This is a genomic window from Thermoclostridium caenicola (assembly GCF_900142095.1).
Classification (GTDB): domain Bacteria; phylum Bacillota; class Clostridia; order DSM-8532; family DSM-8532; genus Thermoclostridium_A; species Thermoclostridium_A caenicola.
Genome location: NZ_FQZP01000021.1, coordinates 21,340 through 38,937, shown reverse-complemented (window position 1 = coordinate 38,937; position 17,598 = coordinate 21,340). Strand labels below are relative to the sequence as shown.

The 17,598-nt window shown below is 47.0% G+C and carries 13 protein-coding genes; 10 read left to right on the top strand and 3 right to left on the bottom strand.

Annotated elements, in window-relative coordinates; genetic code table 11:
• The first annotated feature begins 438 nt into the window (after window positions 1–438).
• The 5 genes from F3H12_RS07230 (at window position 439) to F3H12_RS07210 (ending at window position 9,460) form a co-directional block, all read left to right on the top strand.
• Window positions 439–2,163, top strand: a complete 1,725-nt coding sequence (locus F3H12_RS07230) for a Na/Pi cotransporter family protein (protein WP_149678670.1) — start codon at window positions 439–441, stop codon at window positions 2,161–2,163.
• A 297-nt stretch (window positions 2,164–2,460) separates the two neighbouring features.
• Window positions 2,461–3,909, top strand: coding sequence for an ATP-binding protein (locus tag F3H12_RS07225; RefSeq protein ID WP_149678669.1), 1,449 nt, complete (start codon window positions 2,461–2,463; stop codon window positions 3,907–3,909).
• Window positions 3,910–4,099: 190 nt separating this feature from the next.
• Entirely contained in the window at window positions 4,100–6,643 is a 2,544-nt protein-coding gene (locus tag F3H12_RS07220) for a PEP/pyruvate-binding domain-containing protein (RefSeq protein ID WP_149678668.1), read from the top strand.
• Between the two features lie 230 nt (window positions 6,644–6,873).
• The gene (gene putP, locus F3H12_RS07215; RefSeq protein WP_149678667.1) at window positions 6,874–8,403 is read left to right on the top strand and encodes a sodium/proline symporter PutP; all 1,530 of its coding nucleotides are present in this window, start codon (window positions 6,874–6,876) and stop codon (window positions 8,401–8,403) included.
• Window positions 8,404–8,575: 172 nt separating this feature from the next.
• The gene (locus F3H12_RS07210; protein ID WP_149678666.1) at window positions 8,576–9,460 is read left to right on the top strand and encodes a diaminopimelate dehydrogenase; all 885 of its coding nucleotides are present in this window, start codon (window positions 8,576–8,578) and stop codon (window positions 9,458–9,460) included.
• A gap of 82 nt (window positions 9,461–9,542) precedes the next feature.
• Here F3H12_RS07210 and F3H12_RS07205 read toward each other — a convergent pair whose 3' ends face one another.
• Window positions 9,543–11,537: a right-handed parallel beta-helix repeat-containing protein gene (locus tag F3H12_RS07205; protein ID WP_149678665.1), complete on the bottom strand. Its 1,995-nt coding sequence runs from the start codon at window positions 11,535–11,537 to the stop codon at window positions 9,543–9,545.
• A 263-nt stretch (window positions 11,538–11,800) separates the two neighbouring features.
• On the opposite strand from F3H12_RS07205, the gene F3H12_RS07200 reads away from it, so the two are divergent.
• From F3H12_RS07200 to F3H12_RS07185, 3 genes are all read left to right on the top strand, one after another.
• Window positions 11,801–12,244 (top strand): gamma-glutamylcyclotransferase family protein, encoded by a 444-nt coding sequence (locus tag F3H12_RS07200; RefSeq protein ID WP_149678664.1) that lies wholly within the window; start codon window positions 11,801–11,803, stop codon window positions 12,242–12,244.
• Window positions 12,245–12,558: 314 nt separating this feature from the next.
• Window positions 12,559–13,155, top strand: a complete 597-nt coding sequence (locus F3H12_RS07195) for a type II toxin-antitoxin system RelB/DinJ family antitoxin (protein WP_188118424.1) — start codon at window positions 12,559–12,561, stop codon at window positions 13,153–13,155.
• A 439-nt stretch (window positions 13,156–13,594) separates the two neighbouring features.
• A complete protein-coding gene (locus F3H12_RS07185; protein WP_149678662.1) occupies window positions 13,595–14,536 on the top strand; it encodes an HNH endonuclease in 942 nt (313 codons plus the stop codon).
• A 111-nt stretch (window positions 14,537–14,647) separates the two neighbouring features.
• On the opposite strand, the gene F3H12_RS07180 is transcribed toward F3H12_RS07185, so the two are convergent.
• Together F3H12_RS07180 and F3H12_RS07175 are read right to left on the bottom strand one after the other, a co-directional pair.
• Window positions 14,648–15,505 (bottom strand): hypothetical protein, encoded by an 858-nt coding sequence (locus tag F3H12_RS07180; protein WP_149678661.1) that lies wholly within the window; start codon window positions 15,503–15,505, stop codon window positions 14,648–14,650.
• Window positions 15,506–15,520: 15 nt separating this feature from the next.
• Window positions 15,521–16,522: a hypothetical protein gene (locus F3H12_RS07175; RefSeq protein ID WP_149678660.1), complete on the bottom strand. Its 1,002-nt coding sequence runs from the start codon at window positions 16,520–16,522 to the stop codon at window positions 15,521–15,523.
• 394 nt (window positions 16,523–16,916) lie between these two features.
• Between F3H12_RS07175 and F3H12_RS07170 the strand changes: the two genes are divergently transcribed.
• The gene (locus tag F3H12_RS07170) at window positions 16,917–17,336 is read left to right on the top strand and encodes a RidA family protein (protein ID WP_149678672.1); all 420 of its coding nucleotides are present in this window, start codon (window positions 16,917–16,919) and stop codon (window positions 17,334–17,336) included.
• Between the two features lie 42 nt (window positions 17,337–17,378).
• Entirely contained in the window at window positions 17,379–17,582 is a 204-nt protein-coding gene (locus F3H12_RS07165) for a YdeI/OmpD-associated family protein (protein WP_149678659.1), read from the top strand.
• The last annotated feature ends 16 nt before the right edge of the window (window positions 17,583–17,598 follow it).

The following is a 17,598-nucleotide window of genomic DNA, read 5'->3' as shown; positions in this document are numbered from 1 at the left end:
GCCCTTTATTTTATCGATTTTGGGCTATATTTTTGATATTTCAAAGAAAACAGGCATTCTCACCCACGTGAAAATGCCTGTTTTTCGACAATCTGAAAGGGACAGGCAACTGTCCCTTTTTTCGAGCGATTACCTGGTTCAAGACAGCCGGTAGCATCATATGCCTGGCCGGGCTTGCGCTTATCAACATCAGGCGATTTGGGGCGGCGGACCGAAAAACTTGCCCGGATTCCGGGCAAAATAGAAGATGACAGGCATATATCCAAATTGGCACGATTGCCAAAAATTACTTCGTAAAAGGTTATTGCCCGGACAGGGGGATATGGTATACTGGATAATGGCTTTATTTGGACCGTCAATAATTAATGTATAATATATTATGATGATATCCGTTCAATCATTACTGAATCAATCAAATCTGATGCAGGAAGAAAAGATATGGAGATTATCATGGATTTGCTGCTGATGCTGGGCGGGGCTGCTGTTTTCATGTTCGGTATGAAACAGATGGGTTCCGGCCTGGAGCAAAGCGCAGGATCCGGAATACGCAATCTTTTTAAAAAGCTGGACAAAAACAGGGTCGTGAATTATGGCATCGGAATCGGGGCCACCGCACTTGTCCAGTCTTCTTCAGCCACTTCGGTCATGACAGTCGGGCTTGCCCATGCCAATATTGTGACAGTGAAACAAGGCGCCGGATTTATCCTGGGCGCGAAAGTCGGCACGACGGTTACGGCTTTCCTGCTTGCCCTTTCAGGCATCAGTAAAGGTGGTTTCAACATAAGCTATGTTTTTTCTGCCGTTGCGTTCGTTGGTGTTCTCATCATTTTTTCCACCAGCAATGAAACTCTGAATAAAATAGCGCCGTTTTTAATTGGATTCGGCATGCTGTTCATCGGCATGGAAGTGATGAAATCGGCCATCGGCGGAGCTGACTCGTCGCTGAGTGTAAAACTCTCCGAGCTGTTCAAATATGATATCATGCAGAATCCCGTTCTTCTGGTGATATTAGGTGTTCTTTTTACAGTCATCATACAGTCATCTTCGGCAGCAACCGGTGTATTTATCGCTTTTTTGTCGGCGGGCATTATCAAAAATATCGATCAAACCTTTTTCCTGGTGATGGGGGCGAACATCGGAACCTGTATTGATGGTATCATGGCCGCCCTTGTATCAAACGCCAAAGGCAAACGCATCGCGCTTTTCCACGTGATCACGAGCGTGATAGGCGCAGTCATGTTTTCCATTATCCTTGTCATTTTCAGAACACCCATTGTCAGCCTTTTTGAAAGCCTGTTCCCGGGGAAACCCCAGTTCAGTCTGGCAACCTACAACCTGATATATAACGCTGTTTATACCATGATTTTGCTGGTGTTTATTGATCCGTTGGTTAACCTTGTGACACGGCTGGTGAAAGACAAGCAGGACAAGCTGCAGCAGGTGTCCTATATCGACGAGCGTTTCCTGCAAACCCCTGCGGTGGCCATCGAACAGGCTTTGCGGGAGTTGCACGATATGGCGCTTCTGGCAAAAGAAAACCTCGATCGCGCATTTTCTTCCCTGGTCACCGGCGATACCAGCGACAGGAAGAATATCGACGAGATCGAAGAGCGCATTGATTTCCTGACCAGCAAGCTGACAAGCTTCTTCATCAAGATTTCATCGGTGACCAAACTGCCCGAAGACGAAAAACTGATTGGCGGATTGCATCATGTCACCAACGACATCGAGCGCCTGGGCGATTATGCTGTGCTCCTGGCAAAAGAAACCAAGTATATGAAGAACAAAGAGGTTGCCTTTCTGGATGAGACCAAAGAGGAACTCAATGCAATCTATACCCGCATAACCGCCATGTTCACTTTAGGGCTTGATGCCTTTGCCAATCGCAGAATCGAGAATCTGAAAACCATAGCCAATATTCAGAAGGATGTCAAAAAGCTGATCAAATCAACGCGCGACGAAAACGTGGTGCGCCTCAGCTCAGGGATGTACCCGGTTGAGGTTTCAAAGAGTATCTATTCCGTCCTGTTTTCGTTACAGAGGGTGGCGGATCATATTGTGAACATCGCTTTCTCCATCCGCTCCACCACCGGAAGCAAAGCGGAAGCATTCAAAGCCATTGAACAGGAGATGCAGAAAAAGGAGAAGGCGTTGGCAAAGTAACGGACAATGTAAAATACATGATATCCTTTTTCAGAACGGCATGTTTATTCGACGAGAATATGACATGCCGCTTGTTTTTGGTTATCTATTGATTAAGTTTCCATGACTATTTATATTTGGCTTAATCTTTTTGGCTGAGACAAAGGGAGGACGTTCAGTAGAAGCAATATGCACATCTAAGCATTTAAATATAAATGTAGTTTGGTTTATTGCTGAAAAAATTATAAGTATACTTATAATTTTTATTGATAAAAATGTATATTACAGTTATAATATTTGTCAAAAGGAGGTGGGGGCATGGCTATCACAAGCAAGGAAGGCATTCTTAAAGTACTGACAGCTTATAACCCATGGTGGAAAACCGGAATCATGAATCCAAAGCTGTCCAGAACCTATAAGCGGTTTGCATTTTATGAGGCGATGAAACGGCTGGAACAACGGGATCTTCGCCGTACTGTTGTCCTTACGGGTGCGCGTAGAGTCGGTAAGACCACTATATTGTACCAGATGATTGAGGCTATCCTCAATCGCGGTGTGCAGCCCCAGAAGATTGTCTATATTTCCATGGATCATCCTATGCTGAAACTTGCCGGTTTCCATGAGATATTGGAGTGCTACCATGAAAATATTAATGCCGACCAAGAATGTTATTACTTCTTTGATGAAGTTCAGTATGCCCAAGACTGGGATAAATGGCTTAAAACCATATATGACAATCAACCTGACACAAAAGTGGTAGCCACAGGCTCGGCCAGTCCAGCCCTGATTAGGGGGAATCAGGAAAGTGGTGCCGGGAGATGGACGGTCATTCAGGTTCCAACCTTATCGTTTTATGAATATTGTGAATTGATTGGATTGGATAAACCTGAACTTCCTCATGGGCTAAAGATTTCATCCCTGCCCTGTAAAACACAACAGGAACGCATCCAAATAATGATGCAGCTATCCAAGGTACAAAACCATTTTAATCGTTACCTACAAGTTGGAGGGTTTCCGGAACTGGCATTATCGGGTAATGACGTGGTGGCTCAACAGATTATGCGTGAAGATGTGGTTGACAAGGTACTTAAAAGAGACCTTCCTTCGCTGTATAATATCAGAAATGCTACCGAACTGGAGCGGATATTCCTGTACCTATGCAATGTATCATCTGAGATAGTCTCAATAGAGGCTGTTGCAAAAGAGCTTGGTGGTGTATCGAGACCTACAGTCGAAAACTATATTCGTTACCTGGAAAGTGCAAATTTGATATATCAAAGCTGGCCAGTAAATATGGAAGGAAAAAGGGTACTGAAAGCTAGGCCCAAAATATATATTGCTGATGCAGCCATTCGGAATGCCGTTTTAATGGACGAATCTTTGCTGACTGACCCGGTGGAGATGGGGAAGGTTGTTGAAACGGCCGTATATAAGCATGTTGCAGCATTTTATTATCAAAAGGCTGCATCGGTAGGTTATTACCGTGGAGGTAAAAAAGGAAAGGAAATTGATATTGTTGTGGATTATCCCAGGATAAAGAATATCCTCATAGAAGTCAAATATCGCGAAGCTGTATCCATTTCCGAAGAGGACGCAATTGTCGAAATGAGTGGAGAGGCTTCGGCGGCAATCGTTGTAACCAAGAATACAGGGGATTTTGGAATTTATAAATCAAAATCGGGAAAGGATATCATCCGGATTCCGGCATTTGCATTCCTATATCTTCTTGGCCATGCGGAGAAGAATGGATACAAGGGAATCGATTGATCTCCAGTTTATAGCATTATGTCAATAAAGTATCCAGTAGCTTCATGCGAATACGAAATGATGTATAAAATGGGAGCATTTCACCTGGCGAAAAGCTCCCATTTTATGGTATCATCCTGTTGTTGTTAATGTGTGATTAGGGGCATCATATATCGGGAGAGCGAACGGTTCGGGTAGGATGGGGTGTGCCATGAATTTATTCGACAAGGTCAGCACGGGATTGAAAGGTTTTGATCAGGTTATCGATCACCTGCGGTTCGGTGATAACGTGGTATGGCAGGTGGATACCCTTAAAGGCTATAAGGATATGGTGCATTCCTTTGCAGAAAGCGCAAGGACGGAAAACATGCGCATGGTTTATATCCGCTTTGCCCGACATGAACCCGTGCTGGACGGCCGATGCGACAAGGTCTACCACGTTGACGCAAGCAAGGGTTTTGAAAGCTTCGCCATAGAGATACACAACCTGATCAAAGAAGAAGGAAGACGGGTGCTCTATGTTTTCGACTGCCTCACGGATTTGTTGGAATACTGGCATTCGGATTTGATGATCGGCAATTTCTTCAAGGCTACCTGTCCCTACCTGTATGAGCTGGATACGGTGGCGTATTTTGCCATCATGCGCAACTGCCATACCTACAGCACCATTGCCGGTATCCGTGAAACCACCCAGCTTCTTTTGGACCTGTACCAGATCAGCGACAAAACCTATATCCATCCCCTGAAGGTCTGGCAGCGCTATTCGCCGACCATGTTTTTCCCGCACCTGATCCAGGATCAGGAGGCCGTCTGCATCACATCCAGCGCGGATGCTTCCGAGCTGTTTACCAGCATCAACCGCGGTGAGATCAGGCTGGATTACTGGAATACCATCTTCAACAATGCAAAAAGCATGCTGGGCGCTCCCCATGAGGAGCAGGAAACGCTCAAGAAGCAGCTCATGTCCATGCTCATCGGCAGCGATTCCAGGATGTTTAAGTTGTGTGACCGGTATTTCACGCTGAGGGATATTCTCGCCATCGCCTCCAGGGAAATCGGTACGGGCTTTATCGGCGGGAAAAGCGTGGGCATGCTGCTGGCAAGAAAGATCCTGGAGGCTGATGGCGGCGCCCGCTTTGCATCCTGCCTGGAGCCCCACGATTCGTTTTACATCGGTTCCGACGTGTTTTACACCTATATCGTCCAGAACGGCTGGTGGACGCTTCGTATCCGGCAGAAAACCCCCGAGGGGTATTTCAAATATGCGGCGGAGCTCAAGGAAAAGCTGCTGCACGGCACGTTTCCCAAGGATATCCAGGAGCAATTCATACAGATGCTGGAGTATTTCGGCCAGTCCCCTATCATTGTGCGTTCCAGTTCTCTCTTGGAGGATAATTTCGGAAACGCGTTCGCCGGCAAATACCAGAGCGTGTTCTGCGTGAACCAGGGAACGCCCCAGGAGCGTTATGAAGCCTTTGAACAGGCCGTGCGCACGGTTTATGCCAGCACCATGAACGAGGATGCACTGACCTACCGGCTGAAAAGAGGGCTGGCACAGAAGGATGAACAGATGGCCATCCTGGTGCAGCGCGTATCGGGGGATCAGCATGGGGATTATTTCTTCCCCCATGTGGCAGGCGTGGGTTTTTCCACCAACCTCTATGTGTGGGATGAAAGCATCGATATGAATGCCGGGATGCTTCGCCTGGTTTTTGGCATGGGTACCCGGGCGGTGGATCGGACCGACGGGGATTATGTGAAGATTGTGTGCCTCGACAATCCGCTTCGGAATCCCCCGATGAGCGAGGAGGATCAGAAGAAGTTCTCCCAGCATCGGTTGGATCTCCTTTCGTTCACAAGGAACGCCCTGGAAAGCAAGGATTTGGGCGAGGTCTTGTTCCTGCCCCTGAAAACCGAAAAAGAGCTGTTCGCAAGCCCGGACTATGTTGCCCTGGCCCGAATGCGCGAACTGGGATACAGGGATTTCAGGATGCCTTATCTTCTGGATTTCCGAAAGCTCCTGACCAAAACCAGGTTTCCCGCCATCATGCGGGAGATGCTGGCCCTGCTCTCGAAGGCATACGATTATCCTGTTGACATCGAGTTTACGGCCAACTTCAAGGATGAAGCCTTCAAGATCAATCTTCTCCAGTGCCGCCCGCTGCAGACCAAGGGTCTGGGCAAAACCGTCACCATACCCGAACTGAAGGATGTGAAGGATTGCTTCTTCTCCGGCAAGGGCAATTTCATGGGCGGAAGCGTGCGCCTGTCCATCGATTATGTGATTTTTATCGGCGCGGGCGCCTACCTGAAACTGAGCGAGCGCGAAAAGTATGAGGTGGCCAGGCTGATTGGCCTGATCAACAGGGCAATGAAAGGGAAGAATGCCATGCTGGTAGGTCCCGGCCGATGGGGGAGCACAACGCCGTCCCTTGGTGTTCCGGTACATTTCGCGGAATTATGCAATATGAAGGTCCTTTGCGAGTATGCCTCCAAAAAAGAGGGCTTCATGCCGGAGCTGTCCTATGGTAGCCATTTCTTCCAGGACATTGTGGAATCCGGGATCTTCTATGTGGCCATTTTTGACGGCTACCAGGATGTGATCTTCAACCCTGACCGGATCTTAACGGCAGAGAACCTGCTGACCACATTCGCACCTGAGAGCGGCCGGTTTGCCGATGTCATTCATGTCGCCGAAACCGTCGGCATGGAGCTCTATTCCGACATCGTCACCCAAAGACTGCTGTGCAGGTAACCACGGGGATGGTTCCCGTGGTTTTTCTTTTTCCACGGGGACGGTTCTTGTGAGAGTTATTTATGCTGTGGACAGGGAGAATTTTTTCATACATTTCTATCTTTATCACAGTAAAGTGATAACATTGCACCGTATTACTTTTCATCCTCGCGAAACTTTGGTATAATGGCAGAAAAATTGCTTTAAGGAGACAGAAACATGAGTGGGGAACAGATTCGGATTCTGGTTGCATGTGTGTCTACCTTGCTGTTGTTGTCGCGATAGGCCTGTATTATATGAGAAGGGCAAATGAAAGCTCTGACAACTACTTCATCGGCGGCAGAAAACTGGGACCCTGGATCGCGGCCATGAGCGCAGAGGCTTCGGACATGAGCGGCTGGCTGCTGATGGGGCTCCCGGGTGTAGCCTACTGGTTCGGCCTCAGTAATGCCATATGGACGGCCATCGGTCTTGCGGCCGGAACCTACATAAACTGGCTTTTTGTTGCAAAAAGGCTTCGCAGGTATTCCACCCTGGCGGGCAATGCTATTACCATACCGGAATTTCTGAGCAACCGCTACAAGGAAAACAAAAAGATCATCCTGACAATTGCCTCGCTGTTCATCCTGGTATTCTTTGCGGTTTATGCGGGAAGTTGCTTTGTGACGTTCGGAAAACTCTTTAGCACATTGTTCGGCATGCAGTACCAGATCGTCATGATCATCGGCGCGATCATTGTTATCCTGTACACGTTCCTCGGCGGTTTTCTTGCTGAAAGCGCCACCGATTTTCTGCAGGGCATCGTGATGATTATAGCGCTTTGTTCGGTCCTGACCGTCGGTGTGGTCGCTGCCGGCGGGATCCCGGCAATCCTTGACAATATCAAATCGATCCCGGGCTTTTTTGAATTCTTTGGCATTGCACAGCCCCAGATGGCGGATGGCGTCCAGCAGCTGGATCCGGCAGGTAATCCCCTTTTCGGACCGGCCGGAGAATACGGCCTGTTGACGATTATCTCCATCATGTCGTGGGGTCTCGGTTATTTCGGCATGCCCCAGGTACTTTTGAGGTTCATGGCTATTAGCAAATCTTCCGAGTTGAAGAAGTCCAGGCGTATTGCCATCGTCTGGTGCGTCATTTCACTGTTTGCCGCAGTCGCTATCGGGCTCACCGGAAGAACGCTTTATCCTGCCGCACTGCTGACACGTAGCAGCTCGGAAAACATCTTCATCGTCATGTCCACCGGACTGCTTCCGGCATTTCTGGCGGGCATCGTCATGTCGGGTATCCTGGCTGCCACAATGAGCTCTTCGGACTCTTATCTGCTCATCGCATCATCGGCAGTTGCACGCGATATTTATAAAGGCATCTTCAGAAAGGATGCGACTGACAAACAGATCATGCTGGTTTCGCGCATTACTTTGCTGCTGGTTTCACTGTTCGGCATTGTTGTCGCCCTGAATGAAGACAGCGTTATCTTCAAGGTGGTATCCTTCGCATGGGCAGGCTTTGGTGCCACTTTCGGTCCCATCATCCTGTTCTCGCTGTTCTGGAAGAGAACAACGCGGGCTGGCGCCATTGCGGGCATGGTCACCGGGGGCAGCATGGTATTCATCTGGAACAAGCTGATTTCAAAACTTGGCGGCGTATTTGCCATCTATGAACTGTTCCCGGCATTTGTGCTCTCATGTATTGCTATCGTCGTGGTTTCGCTTTTGACCAAAAAGCCGGACCAGGCTATTCTGGACGAATTCGAAGCCGCCAAGACCTACGAGTGCTGATGCAGAAGAAAATACCGGGTTGAAAGGGCTGTTGGGACGGTTTCAGGTTTGCATTGCCTGCTGGTGCATGCAGAGGGCGGATATCATCCGCCAGGCCGGTGAAAACCGTCCCAAAGCTTTTATTGACATGGAAAAACAGGATTTGTATGATTTGATGGAGAGGTGAGTTTATATGGTTAAAATTGCGGTATATGGCTATGGAAATGTTGGAAAGGCAGCAATCGAAGCAATCAACGCAGCGCCTGATCTTGAACTTGCCGGTGTTGTCAGCCGGTCGCTTGAAAAAGGCGCTCTCGGGGAAATTCCGATCGTGCGCAATATTGACGAGCTGAAAGGGGTACAGGTTGCCGTATTGTGCATACCGAGCCGGCAGGTGCCCGATGTTGCGGAAGAGCTCCTGTTGAAAGGTATTTCAACGGTTGATTGCTATGATATCCACAGCCAGGTCTATGATCTGTTCACAAGGCTTGACGCGGCAGCCAAAAAGGGCGGAAGTGTGGCGGTTACTTCCGTGGGCTTTGATCCGGGCATTGACTCGGCTATCCGTGGGCTTTTTGAAGCTGCGGCTCCCAAGGGACTGACGTATACGGACTTTGGGCCGGGTCTGAGCATGGGGCACTCCGTTGCCGTACGGGCCATCCCCGGCGTGAAGGATGCACGCTCCATCACCATACCGGTAGGCTCGGGTCTGCACCGCCGCATGGTTTATGTTGAGCTGGAAGAGGGCGCCGATTTCAATACGGTTGCGACCCAGATAAAGGCGGATCCGTATTTTGTCCATGACGAAACCCATGTGATCCAGGTGGACGATGTGGAGTCGATAACCGACGTGGGACACGGCGTGACCATCACGCGGAAGGGTGCGTCGGGATCTGCGCATAACCAGCGTTTCCGCTTTGAAATGAGCATCGACAACCCCGCCATGACCGCTCAGATGATGGTTTCGGTCGCGCGGGCTGCCGTGAAGCAAGCGCCGGGCGCGTACACCATGCTGCATCTTCCCATTATCGACCTGCTTTATGGCTCCCAGGAAGAGCTTATCCGCCGCCTGGTATAGCAAAAAAAGGGGACAGATCTTGTCCCGTTTGGAAAACAAGAGGACGGTTCCTCTGTCGTATGAGAACCGTCCTCTTTTCTTTTTAGTACAGCTTGATATGATCCGAAGGTGATGCGAAGGGACCCGGGATGACATGGACTCCGCGATGGTCTCCAAAGTAATCCGAATCGAAGCGTATGGGTGTTCCGTCCGGGTTCTCGAAGTATTGCTCGGGCTCGAAGGCTTTGCCGAGAATTTCGGTATGGATCATCCGGGCGCCGAAATCCTTGATATAATCGAATATGTTCGTATCCAGGAAATAATGGCCGTCTTTTTCCACCAATTCGACTTTTATCTCCCGATCCTTTGCGTCGATTATCAGGTTGTTCTTTTCCTTTTTCCATGGTCTGGCGCCGTTGAGATACACATTGCCTTCGCTCCAGACGGGAAGATGCCCAAAGTGGACAGGTTCCAGGGCCATCATGTTGGGCCACTGCGTGAAATCGAACTGCGCAATCCACTCCTCGTAGGTGGGATACTCGTCGAAGACATGCGTGCCAACAGCCCTGTTTTCCCGCATGGCTTTCTCCGGATCCTGGTCGTTATAGACCACGTAGTCCTCGGAAGGCCATTTCTGGACAAAGATATTGTTATAGAAACGGTTGTCGCCGTGAAGGATGGTCATAAAGCCCATCACTTCCGTACGGTGCGGAATGTGATAGGGGGTATAGCGCCAGGTGGTTCCTTCGCCAACGCTGGTAAATGCGCCGCAGATGAGGTTGTGGACCATGGCTACGCCCTGTGTTGCGCAGCGGAGGCTCACATCGGACAGCAGGATATTGTTATCGATGAGCGTGGGGCCATGGCTGACTTCCACAAAGATATCCTGGGACATCATGCCTCCGGGCAGATGCTTGGCATAGGGCGGCCGCTGGTTATCATGGAGCAGGTTCTGGGTGATGCGTGTACCCTGGGCCTCCCAGTCGCACCAGATTCCCATTGTACAATGATGGATATGGTTGCGGCGTATGATTACGTCAATGGCCGCATGCAGTTTGATGCCCGAGATCTCTGCGCCGCCGAGTTCCATCATATTGTTGATATGATGGATGTGGTTGTCCTCAATGATGCTGAACACGCCGCCCATACGGCCGATGATGCCGCCCTGTTCGCAATGGTGGATGTTGCAGCGACGAATGATATGGCTGCCGACCTTTTCCTTCAGCCAACCATGGTACTGGCCGCGGCAGACCGCATCCCGTTCCATCTGGGTGGGGCTTTTCACCTGCTTGTATGTGAAGTAGTGCTCGTTATCAGGATCGAAGTATTTGCCCAGGGAAATGCCGGCGCACTTGCTGTTTGAAATCTCGCAGTCTTCAATGATCCAGCCCTTGCTCCAGTGAGGGCCGATCATGCCGTCCTGGAAAGCTGCGGGCGGTGCCCAGGTGGTGGCCGCCTTATCGATTTTGAATCCCCTGACCGTAATATAGCTGACGCCTGTTTTGGATGGCATGAAACATCTGCGGCGTACCGTGATCTCGACGTTTTCCTTGTTCGGGTCAAGACCTTGGAAATTGGCGTAAATGACGGTCTCGTCTTTTTCCGGGTCCTGTTCGGTATACCATTTATAAATGGATTCTTCAGGCACCCAGCTGTATGGATATACTTCGCCCTTGAGGCACTCATCCAGAGTTGTGGCTTCGTACATCGCCCTGTCGTTAAGGAAAACGCAGCCGGTGTGCTTGTTTGGGGTTGAGAAATACCAGTCCCCATAGACGATGGTCGTATAGGGGTTGTAATCGCCGAAGACGCTGTTTGGGATCCGGCATATCCAGACATTGTCCTTGTAATGCTTCCAGGTTTTAACCTGTTCCGCACCGGTAATCACGGCGCCAAGAGGGCTGGTACTCACATAAGTGATGCGTGCCTCTTCCGTACCCGAATGGACCGGATCAACGTATTCCCGGTAAATTCCGGGCGCCACCAGCACTTCGTCCCCGGGAAGTGCTATTTTTGCGGCGTCGCTGATGCGTTTAAAAGGTCTTTCATAGGAACCGTCGCCGTCTCGTTCGGCTTTTACGTCAACATAGTATTTCATAGCCATTCTCCTGTTACTGAAATTTTTACTTGCTCTATTTAGATACCACTTCTGAGCATAATATTATCTGTTTATTTTAAAAAGATTCTCTGCATTGCAAATCATGCCGGGCTCCTGTACGCTTATGTGTGAATGTTGTTGACGGAACTCAGCGCCAGGGACGTTCCATCTCATGTAAATTGCCCCTGAATGGATCTGGAATAAACCTTCATAGGCGCTATTAAGCGGATTTCTCAGAGTTGGGGAGGAGGCTTCGTATAGCAGTGCGTGAGGATAAAACGGCAAATAGTGAGCCCGTCATAGAAAGGGTATTCGTGTATGGGACACTATTGGAGGGGTTCCGGAATCACAAGAGATACCTTGAAGGGCGGATAAACAGTATCACGCAGGCCAAAACATATGGGCTGCTTTATCATCTGCCTCAGGGTTATCCGGCGCTGCTGAGAGGCGATGGAACGGTTGAAGGAGAGATCGTGGCTCCCATAGATGCAAAACTGCTAAAGGCGCTTGACAGGCTGGAGGGTTATAGTAAATGGAGAAGCAACAATTTATACGTGCGGGAAATGAGGAACATACTGACAGAAAACGGGGAAGAGGTGGCATGCTGGATATACGTTTACACCAATGAGCGATATGCTAGGGAAAAAGGGATTTTAGTGCCCGATGGGAACTGGAGAAAGTTCATGGAAAAGAGACAAAAAACTTAAGTGATAATTATCCATAGTTGCCGTACAAAGCGTTACCATGAACCGGCTTGACATTTTCAAATATAGGGGATATACCGGTACCTAACAGCTGCAAATTACTGTTCAGTTTTGCTTCGGAAAGTTTTATCAACCCTGCCGACATAATGACAGCAGGGTTTTCTGCTGCTTATAATCCTATTCTTGCGTCATAACTAATTGGCAACAGCATATATAACATCAAGAAAATGATAGTACAATTATATTATCTTGCACTTAATATAAGTATATGTTATAGTAATTATTAGTACAAATAGTATGATATGGAGGTGTTCGTTGTGGCTAGCCTGGAAATTCAAATTGATGATACCGTACTGGCGGAAGCCAAAAAGGTTCTTCATTCGCTCGGACTGGATGTTGAAATGGCCGTGAACATTTACTTGCGAAGAATAGCGTTGGAGAAGGGGTTACCGATGCCTATGGCAGTCGTGTCTCCCAAATGGACGGAAAATGATAGCGATGAAGGCATGAAAGAAACGGATAATGATGCAAAAAGCCGTTCCCGCGCCAATAACAAGATCACAGCCGAGATGATTGACGAAGTATGGCAGGCTTTTTTAAGGTATACCCGAGGTTTGGGCGAAATCAATCCCCTTAGCACAGAAGTTTCTATCAAGACGGGAATGAACCGGGGCAGCGCGTTTATCTATCTGACTGTCCTGACCAACCTGGTGAAAGGCGAGCCCAATACCCGCGTTGTGAAATATAAAGATTTGGTACACTTGATGGATAAAATACGGAGCGAACTTGGGGAAAGCCAGTATCAAAATGCGCTCAGATCCCTGGAAGCCTCTGTTCCGTACTGGAGAGAGAAAATTTCCGGAACTTTTGCCGATAAGGTTGAAAACTATTGCCGGGATCATTCAAATGAATAAAAGAACTCAAGGTATCTTCCCAAAAGCGGCGCTGGGTGGGAAGGGTGGAAGTTACGTTGAATTAGGGCAACAGGGGGATGGTTTTTCTCGATTTTAGGCCTGACACGATTAGATACAAGGCCCAATGTTTTTTCTTCGCAGAAATACTTAAAACCATTATTGCAAACGAACTTAATCGTTTAAGAAAAACACCATGTTGGTATAAGAAGCCGCCTTTGCTCACCATCCTCAAGGTAGCCGGCCTTGCAAACCCTTTATGCCTGGTTGAAATTGATGCTGTTGCAGTGGTAGAAGATAAAGAGATGTGTTGATGTTGAGGCCAAACCCTTGTTTATAGGGCAAGTAAAAGGTGTATCAACCAGATGATTGAGAATCCCAAGCGGTTCATGCAGGTTTTAGCCAACGAAAACAATGGTAGTAATTTAATGGTGAGCAATTTATGGGCACTATGTTTGTTGGCTTAACCGATTATGATTGGTATTGTACCCTGAAATCAGAAAGATACGATGAAGTTAACTTCTGGAGACCAGGTAGTACAGCTTTTAAAGCATTAATACCAAATGATTTGTTTTTATTCAAGCTGAAAAAGCCGTATTATGCCATTGTTGGAGGTGGCTTTTTTGTAAAGTACTCATTGCTGCCAATATCGTTGGCTTGGGAGGCATTTGGAAAGAAAAACGGCACATCAAGTTATGAAGAGTTTTCAGAAAGATTACGGAGATATAGGGAAAAAAACAGAATAGATCTCGCAAATCCATATGTAGGCTGCATTATTCTCACAGAACCTTTTTTCTTTGAGGAGAAAGACTGGATAGTTCAGCCGGACAATTGGCCTTCTAATACAGTAGTAGGAAAAATCATGGATACAAGAGAAGGTGAAGGTAAACGTCTTTTTCAAGAAATATGTAAAAGACTCGAAAGAAAAGAAATATCAGAGCAAGCAGTAGCTAGAGAAAGCGTAGTAAATGAAAATGATGAAACGCGTTATCAACGTATACTTGTAAGACATCGAATAGGCCAGGGTGCATTTAGAGTGATAGTCACCGATGCCTATCAAAGGCGTTGTGCAATAAGTGGAGAGAAAACGCTTCCCGTATTAGAAGCAGCACATATCAAACCATATTCCAAAGATGGTCCCCACCATGTTCAAAACGGTGTTTTGCTCCGTTCTGATATACATAAACTTTTTGATGAGGGATATTTGACAATTGCACCTGATTATCGGATTGAAGTCAGCAGAAGAATAAAAGAGGATTATGGAAACGGTCGTATTTATTATCAATTCCATGGCCAAAGACTTTTAGTGTTGCCAAATAGGGCAGATGAGCTTCCTTCGAAAGAGTTCTTAGCATGGCACAATGAAAATGTTTATCTGGGTTAATTGATATGATGAGGCTTAAGATAACGTTTCGCATGATATGCCGGAGCTATTGACGCAGCTCCGTCAATAGTTCCGGCGATTCTGTATTAAATATATCTCAGCGCTGTCTACCTAATCTGCTTTTCTTTCTTCCGATGAACCGGTCAACAGTTCCGGTTTGGTCTCCGATAGTTGAATTTGCCCATTGGTTTTATCGGGCAAAACAAGAAGTAGGCCAGAATCCCCGAACTCCAGCGAATCAGCCAATTCCTTCCACTCATAGCCTAATGTCAGTATGACAATAATGATTCCGACCATCAGAACCAGGTAGTAGAGCACGGCAAAAGCTGCATCAACGGCCGGGAACAGTGATAAATATGTAAATACGCCTATTCCCAAATTTTCATTGATCGTACTGTGAATGAAAAAGACTGAATAGCCGAACAGGCATATGCTGGCTATAACGGAAAGGGGCAGGATAAATGACAGTATTTTTGAAATAACGAAGTTGACAAGACGCAAAACATGCCAGAAAACACAGGCAAAAGACCAATATCTGGATTGGGATTTGCCAAGGAGCGCGTCATGATCGGTTTCGCATATTTCATAGAGTGCTGAATAACCCCTGTAGCTGATTTCAAATATGAAATCCAATACAAACTTTATTGCTGTAATGAGCAATAGGGATAATGCTGAGGCGAGCGAACCAAAAACATATACGACCGTTAGAACAATAACCGAGATGATCCCCAAAAAACACAGTAAAACAATGATAAGGGTGACTCCTTCCAAGAAGCCGCTCGGATTCTTGCAAATAGCCTTTAATATGACCAATCCGATAACTGCCGCGCCGACCCCCAGGAAAACGAGTGCTTTTTCAAATGCCTTCATTATGAGCTGCGCTATCAGCGAAATAAGCAACAGCGGAAAGGCCAGAAGCGATAAAAGGTTGATTTTTATCACATTGAATACCTTCATTAGAGCTGACATGCCAAAACTCCTTTATCATTCATATTTCTCGAATTCATAGGTTATTGAGGAAACGTAAGATTTTCCGGACTCATAATGAAAGCTGATACGGTCTCCGGAATTCTTGTCGACATAAACCAGTATTGTGGCGTCGATATTGTAATAAACTACTGGAGAACCCAGACAATAGTCCGGTGTTCCCATTATTCCCTCGCTGGCATGTGCCAAATCTCTCAGGCTGGTCCCCAAAGTAATGGCTTTAGGGAAAACGACATTATTATTGCGCGAGAAGCGGACACCTGTAAAGGTCGCTTCACTGGCCTCAATATATTTCTGAGTCTGGTTTTGCACGATGATTGATACCCCTTCATGATCTGAAGAAGGAATTTCAATAGTCTCTTTTGGGGCAAGACGTTTATCCTTGGGCGCGACGAATTTCATCTCATCCCTGATGTTATACAGATCAATGATTCTGCCGTTATACTGCACTTTCCTTGAGAAGATGTCGGCATTCAATAGTTCATCTTGCGGCTGAAGGTTCATAATCTCCCTGACAAATTCCGAGGGGTCAGCCATGTATGCCGGAATTTCATAATGGTTGTTTTTCTCAATGATTATGTTGTTAATGTCTACTTTGACCCTTAATCTTGAATACCGTGAGTTGGTCACGCCATAGTTGACTTCGTATTTTCCGGGGATCAAACCTTCAACAGACTGGCGGAAGCCATTTTCCTCATTCAGCAAGACCTCATAAACCCTGTCCGATGTCACACTCCCTAATCTGATCCAAACCCCAGTCTCCTTTTTGATTTCATCCGGGAGCAGGTTATACTCTTCGGGCAGGCCTTCCAGGTAAAACTCACAATCCGTGTTGTATACGCTCGCGTCTATGCTTTTGGAGCATCCGGCAACTACTGCCGCAACCAACATGATGAATGTCATGGATAAGACGAACCGCTTAATGGCTAGTTCCCTCCCGTCGTATAAATATATCTGCATAATTTCCTGTTGATAAATTATTTTATCAAAAACACTCACAATGTTCTAGCAAATATATTAATTAGATATAATTATGCCAATATAAAGAAACTGGTGATTCTGTTTGCAGTCTTACTGCCATTCATGCATGATATGTACAAATATAAAGACAGTTGAACTCCGAAGAAACGACCGGATGGTCAGATGCCAGATGAAGTCGAAATCACGAACATGTTCGACGTAAGCAGGAACACTTTGCAAAAAGCCTTTGACGATCGTGTAAACAAGGGCTATTTCAAGACGCATTTCCCAATGCAAGTTCAGTACACTGCCTGTCCATATACCGTTTGTGGTATATTTTTACTAGGAATTGACATAATTACTGGACTGAATGTTTTAAAAATTTGCTAGGCATGTATTTTGAAATATCAAGCTGGAGACTGGGGGAGATATGATGAACAAGTTTGCTGTGAAGCATAGTAATCCAACAGGATTATTCGCTTCAAAATTTTACAGCCAGGTAGTTACAGTCACCGGCAATGCAAAGACCATCTATATCGGCGGACAAAATGCTATTAACGCTGATGGGCAATTGGTAGGGCGGGACAATTCTGAGCTTCAGACAAAACAGGCACTGGAGAATATTAAAATAGCTCTGGCATCTGAAAACGCAACTTTTAATGATGTGATAAAGCTCAACATTTACATGGTTGACGGGTGCGATCCTGCGATTGGGTTTAAAGCCTTCATGGAAACAGTTGGCGAGTTGAAAAAGCCACCTTTGATTACAGTCCTCAAAGTAGCCGGTCTTGCAAATCCTGCATGCCTGGTCGAAATTGACGCTATCGCGGTAGTTGAAGATAACGGAGAGTGACTGGGAGATGGATTTTTCCAGACTGAAAAGAAAGATCAATCCATGCCCGAAGATATTGAGGAGCGGCTTGTCAAGGAAAACCTGATGGATGCCTATAGGAGGAGGCCACCGTACCAGCAAAACGACTATCTGGGCTGGATATTGAAAGCCAAAAGACCTGAGACAAGAGAAAAACGCATAGCCCAGATGCTTGAGGAATTGCGGAGCGGGGATAGGTATATGGGGATGAGCTATCGGGCGAGATAAAGAATAGGAACAGCAA

What these genes read in the sequence shown, in the direction of transcription:
- F3H12_RS07230 (WP_149678670.1), top strand. Translation starts at nt 439, where the DNA reads ATGGAGATTATCATGGATTTGCTGCTGATGCTGGGCGGGGCTGCTGTT.
- F3H12_RS07225 (WP_149678669.1), top strand. Translation starts at nt 2,461, where the DNA reads ATGGCTATCACAAGCAAGGAAGGCATTCTTAAAGTACTGACAGCTTAT.
- F3H12_RS07220 (WP_149678668.1), top strand. Translation starts at nt 4,100, where the DNA reads ATGAATTTATTCGACAAGGTCAGCACGGGATTGAAAGGTTTTGATCAG.
- putP (WP_149678667.1), top strand. Translation starts at nt 6,874, where the DNA reads ATGTGTGTCTACCTTGCTGTTGTTGTCGCGATAGGCCTGTATTATATG.
- F3H12_RS07210 (WP_149678666.1), top strand. Translation starts at nt 8,576, where the DNA reads ATGGTTAAAATTGCGGTATATGGCTATGGAAATGTTGGAAAGGCAGCA.
- F3H12_RS07205 (WP_149678665.1), bottom strand. Translation starts at nt 11,537, where the DNA reads ATGAAATACTATGTTGACGTAAAAGCCGAACGAGACGGCGACGGTTCC.
- F3H12_RS07185 (WP_149678662.1), top strand. Translation starts at nt 13,595, where the DNA reads ATGGGCACTATGTTTGTTGGCTTAACCGATTATGATTGGTATTGTACC.
- F3H12_RS07180 (WP_149678661.1), bottom strand. Translation starts at nt 15,505, where the DNA reads ATGTCAGCTCTAATGAAGGTATTCAATGTGATAAAAATCAACCTTTTA.
- F3H12_RS07170 (WP_149678672.1), top strand. Translation starts at nt 16,917, where the DNA reads ATGAACAAGTTTGCTGTGAAGCATAGTAATCCAACAGGATTATTCGCT.
- F3H12_RS07165 (WP_149678659.1), top strand. Translation starts at nt 17,379, where the DNA reads ATGCCCGAAGATATTGAGGAGCGGCTTGTCAAGGAAAACCTGATGGAT.